Consider the following 14,196-nt stretch of genomic DNA (forward strand, 5'->3'; position numbering starts at 1 on the left):
ATTATTTCTCATCGCCCTTTTTTATGTATTTTTGTACAATGAAACTCATATCCGGAAGGCATGGAAAAGTTTGAATTGACAATTTTGGGATGCGGGTCTGCACTACCTACCACACGGCACTTCGCCACGTCACAGGTCATCAACATCCGCGAAAAATTATACATGATTGATTGCGGAGAAGGAGCACAACTGCAGTTGAGGCGTTCGCGGCTTAAATTCTCGCGGCTGAACCATATATTCATCTCCCACCTGCACGGCGACCACTGTTTCGGTTTAATAGGCCTCATCTCTACTTTTGGCTTATTAGGGCGTACAGCGCCTCTATACGTACATGCCCCGGCGGCATTCGGCCCCATATTGCAAAGTCTGCTGAGCTTTTTTTGTAAAGGGTTAGATTTCCGTGTTGAGTTCTACCCCGTAGATACCTCGCGCCATACTTTGATTCATGAAGACCGCTCCGTCTACGTTTACTCCATCCCCCTGCGCCACCGTATCGAATGCTGCGGTTTCCTGTTTCAGGAGAAAGCCACTCTGCCACACATCCGGCGAGACATGATCGATTTCTACCGTATCCCGATCTGTGAAATCAATAACATCAAAAACGGAATGGACTGGACTACGGAAGACGGCACACTCGTCCCCAACCACCGGCTTACCGAACCATCGGACCCTCCACGCTCTTTCGCCTATTGCTCGGATACGTGCTATCTACCGGAACTTGCCCAATATATCCAAAAAGCAGATTTATTATTTCATGAAGCCACGTTCTCGCACGATGACCTGGCAAGGGCAAAAGAAACATTCCATACCACGGCCCTACAGGCAGCCACACTCGCACGGGACAGCCAAGTCAAAAAGCTCTGTATCGGTCATTTTTCGGCACGGTACGAAGACGAAAGCCAACTCCTGAAAGAAGCCCAAAGCATATTTGAACCGACAATCCTTGCAAGGGAAAATCTTCTCATAAAAATTTAACGAAGGGAAAAATCGTTTTTCACACAATAAAATTTGTTTCTTCCGTTAGGAATACCTATATTTGTACCATTAGAATAAATGAAGAATAAGACTATGATGAAAAAGACACTTCTTTTAATATTGACGACCTTCCTCCTGAATACCGCAGGAGTTTGTTGGGCGCAAGAAGAGAAGAACGAGCCGGAGACAGAACTTTCGGCCACATCCATAGTCGTGAAAGGCTCTACTTTATCAGTCTATAACGCCAACGGAAGCATATTGGAGATTTTCTCCCTGACAGGTACTAAGGTGGCAACAATAAGAATTGACAGCAACGAAAAAACAGTAGACTTATCTCTGAAGAAAGGCTGTTATATATTAAAGGTTAATAAAGTAGTGCGCAAGATTTCCATCCGCTAATTCATGTAATGGGATTTTCTCGTTTTTTCAATCTCTTCCTCTTCGGTCTGATTATCATTTCATGCCATGAAGAGAAAAGAAATGCAAACATCAACATCCAGTTGGACGATTTTGCAGATTGGAACATACGGGAATATAGTTTGTCCAGTCGGAAAATACGACATGAAATCGACAGCCTGCGGCTACTTCCTCTCAAAATGTATGCAGACGAGCATACCCGTAAATACTATGCCTCCAGTGCTCCTTTCCTTTGGATTACCCGCTCGGGCATAGATGAAAAAGCGGATACGTTACTGACTTACCTCCAAAAGGCTTCTTTGGCCGGTCTACGGGAAAGTAATTTTTATATATCCGAGCTTCAAACGAACCTGCGACGAATCCGTCAACTGGATTTCGACACCGAAAACAACATCAATTCCGTTTTCGGACGTACCGAGTTCCTGCTTACGAAAGCTTATCTCAGATACGTATGCGGACAACGCTTCGGATACGTCCAACCGAACTATATTTTCAACCGGTTAGAACAAACGGACACAACGAAAAAAGCTCCTTTTCGCCGATTGTATGACACCGAGACGGAAAGCGCGGATCAAGAATTCATCCATAAAGCCCTCTCTATACTGAAAGACGGGAACTTTACCGATTTTTTCCGGGACATACAACCCGATAACCCATTATACTACCAACTGACAAACCTTTGCCTGCAAACGCAAAATCCGGAAACACGCCGTAAAGCCATCGTCAATATCGAACGGAGCCGTTGGCGAACCCCTCGCGCCGCGCACGACAAGTACGTATGGGTCAACCTGGCTGCCGCGAAGCTTTATGCCGTAGACGAAAAGAAGCCGGAATATCTGGACATGAAAATATGCATCGGCAGCCCCAAAAGTAAAACCCCCATGTTGCAAAGCCGTATCGAAAGGGTAGACATGAATCCATATTGGAACATCCCATACAGCATTGTAAAAAAGGAGATAGCCCCTCGACATGCAGGAAACGAGGCTTATTTCTCACGCAACCGTTATCGTATTTTCAGTAAAGAAACCGGAGAAGAACTACCTCCTGCAGCAGTCACGGCCGACATGCTCACCAGTGGCCGTTACAGGGTACGCCAGGATAACGGAGAAGGTAATTCCTTGGGAAGACTTATATTCAGGTTTCCCAACAATTTCTCCATCTACCTGCACGACACCAACAACAAACAGGCTTTCAAGCGCACAAACAGAGCCATCAGCCACGGATGTATCCGAATAGAAAAACCGCTCGAACTGGCTGTCTTTTTATTAGATACACCAGAAGAAAAAACAGTAAACAGACTTCGGGAAGCTATCGGACTACCTCCGTTGAATTCATCTATTCCCATAGAAAAAAAAGAAGGCGAACCGTTGAAAGTAGGCATACAACGTTTCGATCCTTCCATACCTGTCGTCATAGACTATTACACCCTCTATCCGAAACCCGACGGCGGATGGGAAGAAAGTCCCGACCCATACGGTTATGATGAAATTTTACTCAAAAAGTTAGAAGCTTTTTAAACCATCTTCCCTTCCGGGTGTCCTATCTAAACAACGACTTGTACGAGCATGAATTCTACGGAGGAAACTTCACTCATCCACCGGCTGAACCAACCGGAACATCAACGCCAAGCATTTGAACAATTGGTGAACCTTTACAGCCCTCAGCTGTATCGTCAAATCCGCCGTATGGTATACAGTCATGACGACACCAATGACATTTTGCAAAATACATTTATCAAAGCATGGGTCAATTTAGACACTTTCCGCGGCGATGCCCGTCTGAGTACATGGCTTTACCGTATTGCCACCAATGAAACCCTGAACTTCCTACAACGGAAAAAAGACACGACCGGACTGGACGATGCCCCGTCGGCCATCGTCAGCCAACTGACGGCCGACGAATATTTCGATGGAAACGAAACGGAGCTTCAGTTGCAAAAAGCCATCGCCAGTTTGCCGGACAAGCAACGCGCCGTATTCCATTTAAAGTATTACGAAGAAATGAAATACGAAGAAATGAGCTGCATATTAGACACCAGCGTAGGTGCCTTGAAAGCCTCCTACCACCATGCCGTGAAAAAAATATGCGATTTTTTTAAATCCCAAGATTAAACCTTTTGAATCCGGAAATATCAAATATACAAAGAAAGGAATGCCAATTATGAAAGAAGAAGATTTCATCCGAAAAAAATACGGTTCCGGCAACCCGTTCAAGGTTCCGGAAGAGTATTTCGAGCAGTTTACGTCCGAATTGATGAGCAAATTGCCGGAGAAGGAAATGAAGCCTGTTCTCTCTATGCCCTCCCGCCGACGAACACGCATACGCACGCTATGGTATGCAGTGGCCGCCGCCCTATGCGGTGCCATGTTTCTCGGAACATATTATCTCCGGTCCGTAATTCACCCCCACAGTGAAAGCCCTGTGGCACAATATGGAGAGACCATAGAAACCGAAGACATTTATATGGATGACGTTCTCGATTACGCCATGGTCAGCAACCACGAAATCGCCCTATATTTGACAGATGTGTATTAATTCATAGACATAAAACCAGATGAAAAGAAAAATACTGCCCATGTTCGTCTTGTTTTGGGTACTCGGTCACATACAGTTCATGGCCCAACCGCCCAAAAGACAGTTCTCTCCTCAAGATTTTGTGAAGCGTCTGGAGAGTTTCATCGTACGTGAAGCCTGCCTGACTCCGACCGAAGCCACGGACTTTTTCCCGATTTTCCACGAACTTCATGACAAACAACGGGGCATCAACTGGCAAATCAGGGAACTTAAAAAAAGAAGCCTCCCTGCCCATGCGACAGACAAAGATTACTATAACCTCATCAAAGAAATCAATAAATTAAAGATTGAGTCGGCCGAACTGGAAGACCTTTACTACAAAAAAATGTGCAAAGCGATTCCGGCCCGGAAAGTACATGAAGCGATGCAGGCCGAAGACCGCTTCCACCGTCGCATGTTACGTAAGTTCAGCAACCGGCCGGACAAGTCCAAGCAAAAGTAAGCACAGCTCGCAAGGCTGTGCTTTTTCGTTTCAAGTCCATATCTAAAGAATACATAAAAAAGCCCCCTCCCCGTCCCGATAACAGATTAATCTTCGTAACTTTGAAGAAGATATATGATATAAACCCTAACATGTTTTCATCCATGCTGACCACCCTCTGCATCTTGATTCTTTCCGCCATATTTTTTGTCAGCGGAAAAATACGTTCCGACATCGTGGCATTATGCGCCTTAGTAGCCCTGCTGATATTCCAGATCCTCACTCCGGAAGAAGCCCTGTCGGGATTCTCCAACTCCGTAGTCATTATGATGGTGGGCCTGTTTGTCGTCGGAGGAGCCATCTTCCAGACCGGCCTGGCCAAAATGCTAAGTTCGCGCATTCTCAAACTGGCCGGAAACAGCGAGCTACGCCTGTTCATCCTCATCATGGCTGTCACCTCGGCCATCGGCGCTTTCGTCAGCAACACTGGTACCGTGGCCCTGATGCTCCCGATTGTCGTCAGTTTGGCGGCATCCAATCCCCACATGAACGCTAGCCGGCTACTTATGCCGCTAGCCTTTGCTAGCAGTATGGGCGGCATGATGACCCTAATCGGCACGCCTCCCAACCTCGTCATACAGAACACGCTGACAGACGCGGGCTATCCCAACCTCTCTTTCTTTTCATTTCTTCCCGTAGGACTTATCTGCGTAGTTACAGGTACCATAGTCCTGCTGCCACTCAGCAAAATGTTCTTATCCAAGCGAGGTACAGAAAGCCGCACAGGCAAGCATTCGGGAAAGTCGCTCAAAGAGTTAGTACATGAGTACGGACTCTCCGACAACCTTTTCCGGTTAAGAGTCCCTGCACAGTCCGCGCTGAAAGGCAAAACCATCATAGAACTGGACATACGCCGCAGATACGGGCTGAACATCCTGGAAGTACGGAGAGGAGAGGCATCGCAACACCGTTTCCTGAAAACCATCACGCAAAAATTGGCCGAGCCGGACACCATCCTGCAAGCAGAAGACATCCTATATGTCAAAGGAGATTTCGAACAAGTACACACTTGGGCTGTAGCACACCGGTTGGAAATCCTTGACGGCCGGGCTTCGGAAGACATACGCAGAGACCGTTCGCTGGATTTCTATGACATAGGCATCGCAGAAATCGTCTTAATGCCGGCCTCAAGGATCGTCAACCGCACGATTAAAGAAATAGGCTTCAGAGACAAATTCAATGTTAACGTATTGGGTATCCGCCGTAAGAAAGAATACCTGTTGCAGGATTTGGGAGACCTTCGCATCCACTCCGGCGACGTACTACTCATACAAGGTACATGGAGCGACATCTCGCGGTTGAGCAAAGAGGATGAAGACTGGGTCGTATTGGGAGAACCGCTTGACGAAGCGGCCAAGGTGACCCTGGACTACAAAGCCCCGTTGGCAGCAGCCATCATGATACTGATGGTCGCCATGATGGTATTCGACTTCATCCCCGTAGCCCCCGTCACGGCAGTCATGATAGCCGGTATCCTGATGGTGCTGACCGGATGTTTCCGCAATGTGGAAGCGGCCTATAAAACCATTAATTGGGAAAGCATCGTGCTGATTGCCGCCATGCTTCCCATGTCGTTAGCCTTGGAAAAAACGGGAGGAGCCGAGTTCATATCCAACAGCCTTGTCAACGGACTGGGCAGTTACGGCCCTTTGGCACTCATGGCCGGAATCTATTTCACGACCTCCCTGATGACCATGTTCATCAGCAACACAGCGACGGCCGTATTGTTGGCTCCCATAGCTTTGCAAAGTGCGCAACAGATTGGTGTCAGCCCTGTCCCTTTCCTGTTTGCCGTCACCCTCGGTGCCAGCATGTGTTTCGCGTCTCCGTTTTCCACTCCTCCCAACGCATTGGTCATGCCGGCCGGCCAATACACCTTCATGGATTACGTCAAAGTCGGATTGCCGCTGCAAATCATTATGGGCATCGTCATGATATTCGTACTGCCCTTGCTTTTCCCCTTCTGACTTCACCTTCGAAGTTACAGATAATCTTAAGCTAAAAGTAGGGTTCAGACACACTCCGAACCGTCTTCAGATATTGGATTTTCATTCTGCGCCAAACGATTTTTCAATCTCCTGCGATTGATTTTTCGTTTGGCGCAGAACGATTTCACGTTGTAAGGCAGATGATTTTTGCCTCTCAAAAAAGCACAAAAAGTTACTTTAAACAAAAAATATGCAACGCAGCCGAAAACAAGATAATCCCATACCGCTTACCTTTGCAACGTACTGAAAGGACAGGAAAAACAATATAAACAAAAAACATCATTTGAATGCCATGTATGTATCTACGTTAAAACTTCAACCCGGAATATGCCTGAAAACGGTGTTCGCATTACTATTGGCCGCCTCCGCCTCTGCATGCCATTGCCGTAACGCACGGACGTGTCCGGACAAGCAAAGACTCATCGTCACCACAGACCTCGGGGGCACGGACCCGGACGATACCCAGTCGATGATTCATCTTCTGGTATGTTCCAATGCGATAGACATCGAAGGGTTGGTCAGCTCGCAGGTCTGGTCGGACATGCCGGACAAGGTGGACCGAATTCATGAAATTGTCGGGCAATTTGAAAAAGTCCTGCCACGCTTGAAAAAACATGCGGAAGGCTATCCTGAACCGGGCTACCTCTGCTCCGTCATCCGGCAAGGCCAAAAGACATCCAATATGGCGGGCGTGGGAGACGGCAAAGCATCTCCCGGCTCCGAACTCATCATCGAAGCCGTGGACAAAAAGGAGGACCTGCGACCGGTATGGATTGCCGCTTGGGGCGGCATGAACACTGTGGCTCAGGCACTTTGGACTGTGACGCACACGCGCTCCCCCGAAGACATCGAAAGGTTCGTACGTAAAATCCGCATCTATGATGTGTTGGGACAGGACGACGCTGGTGCTTGGATTGCCAAGAACTATCCCGGCATCTTATACATCCGTAACAAAGCGGTTTACGGATGGACACCATCGGACACGTGGGTCAGGGAAAACATACAAAGCCACAGCCCGTTCGGGAAATGCTATCCCGACAAGGAGTGGGTGTTTGAAGGAGATTCGCCATCTTTCCTTTACGTATATGCCAACGGGCTGAATGTCCCCGAAGAACCTACTTTCGGGGGATGGGGCGGACGCTTTTCCACTTACAAGGCCAAGAACGTGCGAGGTATGGATTTCATCACCCGGAGCGGGAACAACGAAAGCCAATACGATCCGTACTGCATGTACGTCAGCGCAGCCGAAGGAGGCGAGGCTATAAAAAGATGGCAACAGGAAATATGGAACGACTTCGCTGCACGCATGGCATGGACTACCACAAGCGAATATTCCGCCGTCAACCACCATCCTACAGCCATTGTGGACGGGCATGACGACATGAACTGCATATATAAAAAGGTGAAGGCAGGCCGTGATATGGAATTCGACGCTTCCGCATCTTACGACCCCGATGGGAATCCGTTGGATTTCCGTTGGGAAATCTATGCCGAACCCAGTACGTATAAGGGTAAGGTAAACATGGAAAACGGGGATTCCCCGAAATGCCGCATACACATCCCGGCAGAGGCATCCGGAAAGTCCCTGCACGTCATTCTCTCCCTGACCGACCGGGGCACGCCGGCACTGACGGCATATAAACGGATAGTCGTACAAGTATTATAAGAAACGGGGCGTTACAAGTCGCCCCGTTTCTCCATTTCTTTCGCTTCGTTCCAAAGTGCATCCATTTCTCCCAAGGTCATGTCCTTCAAAGACCGTCCTTGACGGATGGAATGTTGCTCCACATAATTGAACCGCCGGATGAACTTGCGGTTCGTACGCTCTAAGGCGTTGTCAGGATTGATATGATAAAGCCTTCCGGCATTGATGACACTGAAAAGGAAATCGCCGAACTCATCGGTGGATTTCTCCTTGTCCCCCCGAGCCAGTTCTGCCTGCAATTCGCCGAGCTCTTCCCTCACCTTGCCCCATACGTCCTCTTTCTTTTCCCAATCGAAGCCGACATTACGCGCCTTGTCCTGAATGCGGTAAGCCTTGATGAGCGAAGGCAAAGCTTCCGGCACGCCGCCCAACACGCTCTGGTTGCCGTCTTTCTCCTTCAATTTGATTTGTTCCCAATTCTGGCTTACCTGGCCTGCCGTGTCTGCCTGCGCTTCGCCGTACACATGCGGATGGCGGAAAATCAGTTTGTCCGTCAACTTGTCACACACGTCTGCTATATCAAAATCCCCCGTCTCACTGGCAATCTTGGCATAGAAACACACGTGCAACAGCACGTCGCCCAGCTCCTTGCAAATGTTTTTCTTGTCGTCTTTCATCAGGGCGTCACACAACTCAAAGGTTTCCTCTATCGTGTTCGGCCGCAAACTCTCGTTCGTCTGTTTCCTGTCCCACGGACACTTTTCGCGCAACGTATCCAACACGTCGAGGAAACGCCCGAAAGCCTCTAATTTTTCTTCTCTGCTATGCATAAATATTCCTGTTTATCCCGCAAAAATACGCTTTTTTCCCGCTTCGCCCAATACCGGCGGGACATTTTTGCCATAATAAACACCGATGGCAGAGACTCGGCAAATGCGATAGCCACTATCGAAACTTTCGCGAACGAAAACTTTCCGGAGAACGACAAACCGCCTACTTTTGCGGTACCAAAAAGAAAAAAGACATGAATAATCAGATGACCATTTGGATTTTAACCGTAGGTTGCTTATTTTTGATTTTTATTTTCAGAAGCATCCAAAAGGTGCGCAAGGAAACGGGAGACAGCAAGATTCTTGAAATAGGAAACGAAAACAATATCTATGATGAATTCGACGACGACGAATCATAAAGAGGCACTCATTGCAGAGACGGATATTCCTGCAACGCCGAAAGATGCATGCATCTTTCTTTCCGACTACGCCGCATGGCTCTTAGGATGCGGTGCCACATGTATCCGTATAGAAAAGAATGTAAAACGGATGGCCGACAGATGGAACATGGTATCGGAAATGACCATCTTGCCCTCTCATATACACATGACGGTGTGGAACGATGACCGCAGCCACTCGTACAGCAATATCGTAAGGCTGCATCATACGGGCATCAGTTTCGACATCAATACCCAACTGAGCAAATTAAGTTGGGCGATAGCCGACCGGAAAATAGGTTTCGCAGAGGCCCAACGGAATTTTGAAGCCATCGTGCAGACCCGACCGGCCAATCCTTGGATGGTGTGGATACTGGCATCCTTGGCCAACATGGCATTTTGCCGTCTGTTCGGAGGAGATTTCATAGCCATGGCCATCGTACTGACAGGGACATTGGCAGGCTACAAACTGAAACAGGTCATGTTGGAAGACAGGCAAGACGTACGTTTCGTTTTCTTCTGCTGCGCGTTCTTCTCTTCCGTAATCGGTGCGGCGGGTTACGTATTCGACCTCAGCGATACACCGGAAATCGCCCTTGGCACCAGTGTCCTGTACCTGATACCGGGCATTCCTTACATTAACTCCGTAAGCGACCTTCTGGACGGCCACTATATCAGTTCATTCAGCCGTTTCATGAATGCCATGGTACTGACCGCTTGTTTGTCGGCCGGCTTGTGCGGCGGTTTATTACTCATGAATATCAAATGGCTTTAACGATGATGACTTATCTCTTCAATATTCTTCAGGACGGATTCTTTGCGGCGATTGCTGCCATCGGCTTTGCCAGTATCAGTAATCCTCCGCGTCAGGCTTACAAGTATTGTGCCCTCATAGCGGCTTTGGGCCACGCCACACGGTATGTCCTCACCCACAACGCTTACGGTGAGATGCACCTCATCGGTGCTAGCTTCATCGCGTCGTTGGTCATCGGCGTACTGACAGTGTTTCTGGCTCCACGTGCCAAATGCCCGGCGGAGACCTTCTCCTTCCCTGCACTGCTACCCATGATTCCGGGAATGTACGCCTACCGTACGATTGAAGCTCTTTTGCTCTGCCTGACCTATCAGGAAGAACATGCTTTCAACCACTATTTCTATCTGTTGTCCTACAACGGTTTGACTTGCACATTTATTATATTGGGAATGGTCGTAGGAGCCACGCTACCCATCTTCCTGTTCAAGAACACTTCATTTAAAGCCACACGCTAATCACCGACAATATGGAATTACGACAACTCAGGTATTTCGTCAAAGCAGCCGAAACACTCAACTTTTCCGAAGCCGCCAAAGGGCTGTACATCACACAAAGTACATTATCCCAGCAAATCCGACAACTGGAAACCGAGTTGGACGTACAACTCTTCCAACGCAACAGCCATGAAGTGACGCTGACCGAAGCCGGAGCGGAACTTTTGCCATACGCCAAAGAAACCCTGTATGCCGCCGACACGTGCAAAGAGCACATACGCGACCTGCAACAACTGCTCACCGGCACGCTAAACATCGGCGTGACCTATTCGTTCAGCCCGATTCTGACGGAAACTGTGTTGGCTTTCATGAAACTGTACCCCGAAGTGAAACTGAACATTTTCTACAAGACCATGACGGAACTGATGCAAATGCTCGTCAAGCGAGAAGTGGATTTCGTATTGGCCTTCAAGCCCACACGCCGTTACGAACAGATCGAATCGCACATCCTCTTCGACAACCACCTGTCGGTCATCGTGCGTTCCGACCATGCTTTGGCCCAAAAACAGAAAGTGACACTCAGCGAACTGGAAAAATATGAATTCGCCCTGCCTAGCAAAGGCTTGCAGGCCCGGAACACATTCGACCAAGTGTTTTCCGAACGCGACTACAAATTCAAAGTCCGTGTGGAACTGAACGAAGTCAATATCCTGCTGAAACTGATTAAGAAAAGCAATCTGGTGACCATACTCTCCGAAGCCACCATACACGACGAAACGGATGTCAAAGCCATCCCGTTGGATGTCAAGGAATATGAGATGGAAGGATGCATCCACACCTTAAAGCACACCTACCGGAAGCACTCGGCCCTCAAATTCATCCAACTGCTCAGTGAATCGAACGCCATCCGCGAAAGGATGCACACTTGGTTAGGATAGCAAGTTAGAACGGGGTCTCAACGTACTGCCAGTCAAGAGCACATGGCGCCGCAAAACCAACCAACCGAACAAGACACAGCCTTTCAGGATACTGGACATACTGATGGCCCACCATACGCCGGCTATCCCCCATCCCCAATGTCCTAAAAGCAAAGCCAAAGGGATGCGCAACATGTTGCCGGTGATACTGACCAAAGCCGGGGGCACCGTACGCCCGGTACCGTAGAAAACACCTTGCGTAGTGATCTCAAGCATCATAAAAATCATGGAATAACTATCTATTTTCAAGAAAAGCCCTCCGGCACGGTAAGCATCCTGCTCCGGTGTAATAAGGGAAAAAATCCATTCGCCGCCTACATAAAACAAGGCCGTGCATCCGATACCTATGGCAGCCGTAATCCCCAACGTCATTTTAAACGCCTTGCGGATACGCTCCTCACATCCGGCCGCATAGTTTTGTGCCACGAAGGTACCCAGTGCAGTGCTGAATCCTTGTGAGGTGTACCAAGCTATGGCTTCCAACTGCCCACCGGCCGTCAAAGTCATTACCCCCAAATATCCTCCCTCTGCCGATGCCGTACGCCCCATGAACAAACTAATCAAAGAGAAAAAGATATTCAACAAAGCCACCGGCAACCCGACTTTGAAGATTAAAGGTACATAAGGCAAACGCAACGGAACCAATATCCGAAAACCTTCGAACAACCGGTGCCTCCTCATCAATACGTAAAAAAACATCAGGCAAACCGTAGCCTGAGAAATCCAAGTAGCCCAAGCTGCCCCCAAAATCCCCATGTCGAGACCTAAAATGAAAAGCGGGTCAAGCAGCATATTGAATGCCAATCCTATTCCATTTACATAAAAAGGAACCTGCGTATGCCCCGAAGCATTGTAGATCCCGGTGAAAGCAGCAGACGTAAAAATAAAAGGGAAAGCCGTAGATACCACCCGCAAATAGTCCACTGACAACTGCGACACATCACGTTCCATCCCGAATATCCCTATCAACGGAGTAGCACACGTCCAGATTAATGTAGTCCATACGATGGAAATCAACAAAGCCAACGTCAGATTATGCGATGCATAAGCCTGTGCCTTATCCATACGCTGTGCACCTATGCACTGGCCGACATTTACCTCCGAACCAACCTTGTTGATAAGAGCCAGGGAATTACTCGTCCAAGTCAGCACCCCGACTGCCCCAATAGCCGCAACCGATTTGCTACCCAAGCTTCCTACCCAAGCCATATCGGTAAAACTATAGGCCATTTGGACAAATGACGAGCCCATGACGGGAAGAGCCAGTCTCACCAGTTGTCCGCGAATAGAACCGCAGGTCAAATCTTTAACGTATTGCATCATAGGAATAAAAAAGCTGAAAAGCGGTGCAAAGATAGTGATAATCCGGAAGATTAGTCTTTTTTCATATTTATTATTAGGCAAAATGCAATAAAACAAACTACTTTTGCAGCCGAATTATCCTATACCGTTTGAACATCCAACCCATTATGAAATGAAATATCCATTGAACAAGAAAGAATTGAGATTTAAGAAAAAGAAGTTTCTTTATGCTTTTATATGCATCGCATTGGTGGTAGGCGTATACTGGATTCTGACCCGCGAGAAACAACCGGCCCCCGAAATTCCGGTGGTCTCCGTCATGCCCGTGGAGCAGCAAAATGTGGAAATCTTCGGAGAATACGTAGGACGCATACGTGCCCAACAGTTCGTGGAAGTACGTGCCCGTGTGGAAGGTTTCCTGGAGAACATGTTATTTGAAGAAGGCACGTACGTCAGCCGCAACCAGGTTCTTTTTGTCATCGACCAACGACAATACCGTGCCAAAGCCGACAAAGCGCGTGCACAATTAAAAAAAGACGAGGCACAAGCCCGAAAGGCCAAACGCGACTTGGACCGCATCAAGCCCTTGTACGAACAAAATGCAGCCAGCCAGTTGGATTTGGACAATGCCGTGGCAGCATACGAAACGGCTGTGGCCAGCGTGGGAATGAGCCAAGCCGATCTGGACCAAGCGGAACAAGAGCTGGGCTACACCATCGTGCGTTCCCCCATCTCCGGTCACATCAGCGAGCGGCATGTAGACTTGGGTACTTTGGTGGGCAGCGGCGGCAAATCGCTGTTGGCTACTATCGTCAAGAGCGATACGGTACTGGTGGACTTCAGCATGACCGCCCTCGACTACCTCAAGAGCAAGGAACGTAACGTAAATATCGGGCAAAAGGACCAGAACCGCTCTTGGCAGCCTACCGTCACCATCACGTTGCCGGACAACACGACCTATCCTTTCAAGGGATTGGTGGACTTTGCGGAACCCCAAGTAGACCCGCGGACCGGCACCTTCTCCGTACGTGCGGAAATGCCTAATCCGGACCACGTGCTGTTGCCGGGACAGTTCACAAAAGTCAAAGCCCTGCTTGATGTCCGCGAGAAGGCCACGGTGGTCCCGCAAAAGGCACTTATTATCGAAAAAGGCGGGGCTTACGTCTTTGTCATGCGTAAAGACTCCACCGTGGAACGGCGTTTCATCGAATTAGGACCGGAATTCGGGAACCACGTCGTAGTGGAACGCGGCCTGGTTCCGAACGAACAGCTTGTCACCGAAGGTTACCATAAGCTGACCCCCGGCATGAAAGTGCACGTAGCCACAGCTGAGACAAACGAAAAGAAACAGCAAACGAAAACTGCCCAATAATCAAGAAGCC

Annotated in this window: 15 protein-coding genes; 13 read left to right on the plus strand and 2 right to left on the minus strand. The window is 48.6% G+C overall.

Going from position 1 to position 14,196, the window contains the following annotated elements:
- The first annotated feature begins 60 nt into the window (after window positions 1–60).
- From AC5RDV_RS03735 to AC5RDV_RS03770, 8 genes are all read left to right on the plus strand, one after another.
- A complete protein-coding gene (locus AC5RDV_RS03735; RefSeq protein ID WP_008627058.1) occupies window positions 61–975 on the plus strand; it encodes a ribonuclease Z in 915 nt (304 codons plus the stop codon).
- Window positions 976–1,068: 93 nt separating this feature from the next.
- Window positions 1,069–1,374, plus strand: coding sequence for a T9SS type A sorting domain-containing protein (locus AC5RDV_RS03740; protein WP_232038491.1), 306 nt, complete (start codon window positions 1,069–1,071; stop codon window positions 1,372–1,374).
- An 8-nt stretch (window positions 1,375–1,382) separates the two neighbouring features.
- Window positions 1,383–2,909 (plus strand): L,D-transpeptidase family protein, encoded by a 1,527-nt coding sequence (locus AC5RDV_RS03745; RefSeq protein WP_021980682.1) that lies wholly within the window; start codon window positions 1,383–1,385, stop codon window positions 2,907–2,909.
- Between the two features lie 48 nt (window positions 2,910–2,957).
- On the plus strand, window positions 2,958–3,503 hold the full coding sequence (locus AC5RDV_RS03750; protein ID WP_008627053.1) for an RNA polymerase sigma factor: 546 nt from the start codon (window positions 2,958–2,960) through the stop codon (window positions 3,501–3,503).
- Between the two features lie 49 nt (window positions 3,504–3,552).
- Window positions 3,553–3,927 (plus strand): hypothetical protein, encoded by a 375-nt coding sequence (locus tag AC5RDV_RS03755; protein WP_232038490.1) that lies wholly within the window; start codon window positions 3,553–3,555, stop codon window positions 3,925–3,927.
- 19 nt (window positions 3,928–3,946) lie between these two features.
- Window positions 3,947–4,408, plus strand: coding sequence for a hypothetical protein (locus AC5RDV_RS03760; protein WP_282748023.1), 462 nt, complete (start codon window positions 3,947–3,949; stop codon window positions 4,406–4,408).
- A 143-nt stretch (window positions 4,409–4,551) separates the two neighbouring features.
- A complete protein-coding gene (locus AC5RDV_RS03765; protein ID WP_040602815.1) occupies window positions 4,552–6,414 on the plus strand; it encodes an SLC13 family permease in 1,863 nt (620 codons plus the stop codon).
- Between the two features lie 361 nt (window positions 6,415–6,775).
- Complete coding sequence (locus tag AC5RDV_RS03770; RefSeq protein WP_282748024.1) at window positions 6,776–8,101, plus strand: DUF1593 domain-containing protein; 1,326 nt, start codon at window positions 6,776–6,778, stop codon at window positions 8,099–8,101.
- 11 nt (window positions 8,102–8,112) lie between these two features.
- Here the strand turns inward: AC5RDV_RS03770 and mazG are convergent, their stop codons facing one another.
- Window positions 8,113–8,910, minus strand: coding sequence for a nucleoside triphosphate pyrophosphohydrolase (mazG, locus tag AC5RDV_RS03775; RefSeq protein ID WP_008627041.1), 798 nt, complete (start codon window positions 8,908–8,910; stop codon window positions 8,113–8,115).
- Window positions 8,911–9,104: 194 nt separating this feature from the next.
- On the opposite strand from mazG, the gene AC5RDV_RS03780 reads away from it, so the two are divergent.
- Genes AC5RDV_RS03780 through AC5RDV_RS03795 form a run of 4 tightly spaced genes read left to right on the plus strand, consistent with a single transcriptional unit; the run spans window position 9,105 to window position 11,473 of the window.
- Window positions 9,105–9,269 carry a hypothetical protein gene (locus tag AC5RDV_RS03780; protein ID WP_008627039.1) on the plus strand — a complete coding sequence of 55 codons (165 nt, stop codon included), beginning with the start codon at window positions 9,105–9,107 and terminating at the stop codon, window positions 9,267–9,269.
- On the plus strand, window positions 9,241–10,062 hold the full coding sequence (locus AC5RDV_RS03785; protein ID WP_282748025.1) for a threonine/serine exporter family protein: 822 nt from the start codon (window positions 9,241–9,243) through the stop codon (window positions 10,060–10,062). The genes AC5RDV_RS03780 and AC5RDV_RS03785 overlap by 29 nt, the downstream gene beginning before the upstream one ends.
- Complete coding sequence (locus AC5RDV_RS03790; RefSeq protein WP_008627035.1) at window positions 10,053–10,556, plus strand: threonine/serine exporter family protein; 504 nt, start codon at window positions 10,053–10,055, stop codon at window positions 10,554–10,556. Before AC5RDV_RS03785 ends, AC5RDV_RS03790 begins: the two co-directional genes overlap by 10 nt.
- An 11-nt stretch (window positions 10,557–10,567) precedes the next feature.
- The gene (locus AC5RDV_RS03795; protein ID WP_008627034.1) at window positions 10,568–11,473 is read left to right on the plus strand and encodes a LysR substrate-binding domain-containing protein; all 906 of its coding nucleotides are present in this window, start codon (window positions 10,568–10,570) and stop codon (window positions 11,471–11,473) included.
- Here the strand turns inward: AC5RDV_RS03795 and AC5RDV_RS03800 are convergent.
- Window positions 11,465–12,832, minus strand: a complete 1,368-nt coding sequence (locus AC5RDV_RS03800; RefSeq protein WP_282748039.1) for an MATE family efflux transporter — start codon at window positions 12,830–12,832, stop codon at window positions 11,465–11,467. The two genes, AC5RDV_RS03795 and AC5RDV_RS03800, sit on opposite strands and share 9 nt — an antisense overlap.
- A 154-nt stretch (window positions 12,833–12,986) precedes the next feature.
- Here AC5RDV_RS03800 and AC5RDV_RS03805 point away from each other — a divergent pair, with 154 nt between their 5' ends.
- Window positions 12,987–14,186 (plus strand): efflux RND transporter periplasmic adaptor subunit, encoded by a 1,200-nt coding sequence (locus AC5RDV_RS03805; protein ID WP_008627032.1) that lies wholly within the window; start codon window positions 12,987–12,989, stop codon window positions 14,184–14,186.
- The last annotated feature ends 10 nt before the right edge of the window (window positions 14,187–14,196 follow it).

The sequence above is a fragment of the Paraprevotella sp. genome (genome assembly GCF_986071375.1).

Excerpts from the sequence above, each read along its gene's own strand:
- AC5RDV_RS03735 (WP_008627058.1), top strand. The coding sequence starts at position 61 with ATGGAAAAGTTTGAATTGACAATTTTGGGATGCGGGTCTGCACTACCT.
- AC5RDV_RS03740 (WP_232038491.1), top strand. The coding sequence starts at position 1,069 with ATGATGAAAAAGACACTTCTTTTAATATTGACGACCTTCCTCCTGAAT.
- AC5RDV_RS03745 (WP_021980682.1), top strand. The coding sequence starts at position 1,383 with ATGGGATTTTCTCGTTTTTTCAATCTCTTCCTCTTCGGTCTGATTATC.
- AC5RDV_RS03750 (WP_008627053.1), top strand. The coding sequence starts at position 2,958 with ATGAATTCTACGGAGGAAACTTCACTCATCCACCGGCTGAACCAACCG.
- AC5RDV_RS03755 (WP_232038490.1), top strand. The coding sequence starts at position 3,553 with ATGAAAGAAGAAGATTTCATCCGAAAAAAATACGGTTCCGGCAACCCG.
- AC5RDV_RS03760 (WP_282748023.1), top strand. The coding sequence starts at position 3,947 with ATGAAAAGAAAAATACTGCCCATGTTCGTCTTGTTTTGGGTACTCGGT.
- AC5RDV_RS03765 (WP_040602815.1), top strand. The coding sequence starts at position 4,552 with ATGCTGACCACCCTCTGCATCTTGATTCTTTCCGCCATATTTTTTGTC.
- mazG (WP_008627041.1), bottom strand. The coding sequence starts at position 8,910 with ATGCATAGCAGAGAAGAAAAATTAGAGGCTTTCGGGCGTTTCCTCGAC.
- AC5RDV_RS03780 (WP_008627039.1), top strand. The coding sequence starts at position 9,105 with ATGAATAATCAGATGACCATTTGGATTTTAACCGTAGGTTGCTTATTT.
- AC5RDV_RS03785 (WP_282748025.1), top strand. The coding sequence starts at position 9,241 with ATGATGAATTCGACGACGACGAATCATAAAGAGGCACTCATTGCAGAG.
- AC5RDV_RS03790 (WP_008627035.1), top strand. The coding sequence starts at position 10,053 with ATGGCTTTAACGATGATGACTTATCTCTTCAATATTCTTCAGGACGGA.
- AC5RDV_RS03795 (WP_008627034.1), top strand. The coding sequence starts at position 10,568 with ATGGAATTACGACAACTCAGGTATTTCGTCAAAGCAGCCGAAACACTC.
- AC5RDV_RS03800 (WP_282748039.1), bottom strand. The coding sequence starts at position 12,832 with ATGCAATACGTTAAAGATTTGACCTGCGGTTCTATTCGCGGACAACTG.
- AC5RDV_RS03805 (WP_008627032.1), top strand. The coding sequence starts at position 12,987 with ATGAAATATCCATTGAACAAGAAAGAATTGAGATTTAAGAAAAAGAAG.